At 74.3% G+C, this 2,401-nt stretch carries 2 protein-coding genes and 1 pseudogene; all 3 read right to left on the bottom strand.

Annotated features, from left to right (window positions below; translation table 11 throughout):
• The coding region (locus tag H5J30_RS27595; protein WP_181790022.1) for an ABC transporter permease at window positions 1–725 on the bottom strand (725 nt) is incomplete at its 3' end.
• A gap of 50 nt (window positions 726–775) precedes the next feature.
• Entirely contained in the window at window positions 776–1,699 is a 924-nt protein-coding gene (locus H5J30_RS27590; RefSeq protein ID WP_181790021.1) for an ABC transporter ATP-binding protein, read from the bottom strand.
• Window positions 1,700–1,745: 46 nt separating this feature from the next.
• Window positions 1,746–2,401: pseudogene (locus H5J30_RS27585) on the bottom strand (peptidase M50); the annotation flags it as partial.

Genomic DNA, 2,401 nt, shown 5'->3' with positions numbered 1-2,401 from the left:
AACGCGACCGCCCCGAACACCGCCGCGAACGCGGCCAGCCCGCCGCACGCCACCGCGATGTCCGCGCCGCCGCCCGCGTCGGTGAGCGCCGCCGACACCCCGTCGTTGAGGTGGCGCAGCGGCAGCACCCAGCTCATCGTCTCCATCCACGACGGCATGGCGTCCAGCGGGTAGAACGAGCCGGACAGGAACGCCATCGGCACCATCAGGAAGTTGGCGACGGCCGCCACCGCCTCCGGCGTACGGGCGTAGGAGCCGACGATCGCGCCCAGCGCCAGGAACGCGGTGATCCCCAGCACCAGCACCGGTATCGCCAGCGGCCAGCCCGCGGCCAGTTCGAGGCCCATCACCGGCAGCAGCGCCACCGCCACGAACAGCACCGCCTGCACCAGGCCGATGCCCACGGCCAGCACGTAGCGCGAGCCGAGCACCGAGGCCAGCGGCGTCGGCGTCATCCGGATCACCCGCAGGATGTCGTCCCGGCGCCACTGCATCAGCACGAACCCGACGCCGAAGACGGCCGCGTTGCCCACGCCCCAGGACAGCACCCCGGGCGCGATGTACGCGATGTAGGGCCGGCCGCTCTCCTCCACGTCCTGGCCGTGGAAGATCAGCCCGAAGACGACGAGGAAGAGGAGCGGGAAGGCGAAGGTGAAGAAGAGCGTGGTCTTGTCCCGGGTGTACGCCCGGTAGCCGGCCTCCGCCAGCGCGGAATAGGCACTCATCGCATGTCTCTCCGAAAGCTCGGTGGGCGGGGGGTCGCGGCGGCCGGCTGTCAGTCCTGGCCGGTGAGCTGGAAGTAGACGTCCTCCAGGCTGGCCGTGCGGGTACGCACCCCCTGGAGCCCCGCGGCCTTCTCCAGGGCGGCCAGCACCGGCCCGGCGTCCTCGGTGCGCAGCACCAGGGCGTCGGACTCGCGGGTGACCTCGGTGACGCCGGGCAGCTCGCGGGCGGCCTCCTCGGCCAGCCGCTCCGCGGGCACCAGCAGCCACACCGACGTGCCGCCGCGCGCGACCAGCCTGCCCGGGGTGTCCAGGGCGGTGATCCGGCCGCGGTTGATGATCGCGACGCGGTCGCACAGCGCCTCGGCCTCGTCCAGGTGGTGGGTGGTGTAGACGATGGTGCGGCCGGCCCGCTTCAGGTCCCGCAGCACCTCCCACAGCGTGCGCCGGGCCTGCGGGTCGAGCGCGGCCGTCGGCTCGTCGAGGAAGATCAGCTCGGGTGCGTGCACGAGCGCGGAGGCGATCGCGAGGCGCTGGCGCTGGCCGCCGGACAGGTTCTCCACCCGCACGTCCGCCTGCTCGGTCAGGCCCACGAGGGCCAGGGTCCGGTCCGCCGCGGCGCGTTCGGTGCCGTAGAGCGCGGCCATCGTCTTCAGGTGCTCGTACGCGGTGAGCCGGACGAAGAACGCCGATGCCTGCGTCTGCACGCCCAGCCGCGGCAGCAGCGAGGTGTCCCGCGGCCAGGGCGCGCGGCCCAGCACCTCGACCGCCCCGGCGTCGGCCTCCCGCAGGCCCTCCATGATCTCGACGAGCGTGGTCTTGCCGGCGCCGTTGGGGCCGAGGAGGCCGAAGAACTCGCCGCGGCGGACCGTGAACGACACCTCGTCCACCGCCCGCACGTCGCCGTAGCTCTTGCGCACCGCCGCCAGGCGGACGGCCGGGGGCGGGCCGGCGGGGTCGTCGGTGTCGGTCGTCACGGCGTTCTCCTTCGGAGGTTCTGCGCGGGGTTCGGGGGTCATGGGTCTACGCCGCCAGCACCACGGCGCGTACGAGCAGCACCAGCACCACCGCCAGCGCCCCGACCGTCAGCACCGTCCCGGCCGCGTAGCCGGCGTAGACGGCGCGGGCGCGGCGCGGGTACGCGGCGGCGTCCGGGGAGCGGCGCAGCGCCAGGGAGAGGTACGTGCGGCTGGACTCGGCGAGGCGCAGGCCGCCGAGGAGTTGCCCGGCGATGGTGTAGCCGTCGAGCGGCGGGAGCGGCACCAGCATCGCCGCGGCCTGGAGGACGCCGAGGAAGAGCAGCCCGGCGAGGCCGTCGCGGGTCGGGCCGTCGGGGGCGAGCAGCCACCAGCACCAGAACGGCAGCAGGAACAGCAGGTTGGCGACGGCGCCGGCGCCCGCGACGACGACGCGGGCGCGGCGGTCGGCGAGGTACATGTAGTCGTCGACCGTGCAGTACATGATCACCACGGGCAGCCGCCAGCGCAGCCCGATCTCCCCGACCCGGCCGCCGTAGTGCCGCGCGGCGACCCCGTGGGCGAGTTCGTGCAGGGCGGTGGAGAGCCACAGCGCGGTGGCGACGGCCACCAGGAGCACGGGCTCGGTGAAGACGGCGGCGGCGCCGTCGACGAGTTCGCCGGGGTGCAGGGCGAGCACCAGCAGCATCGCGCCGAGCGCCG

This window comes from Streptomyces phytophilus, from assembly GCF_013870535.1.
Lineage (GTDB): Bacteria > Actinomycetota > Actinomycetes > Streptomycetales > Streptomycetaceae > Streptomyces > Streptomyces phytophilus.
The sequence above is the reverse complement of the archived record's forward strand: the minus strand, read 5'-3'. Positions and strand labels throughout refer to the sequence as shown.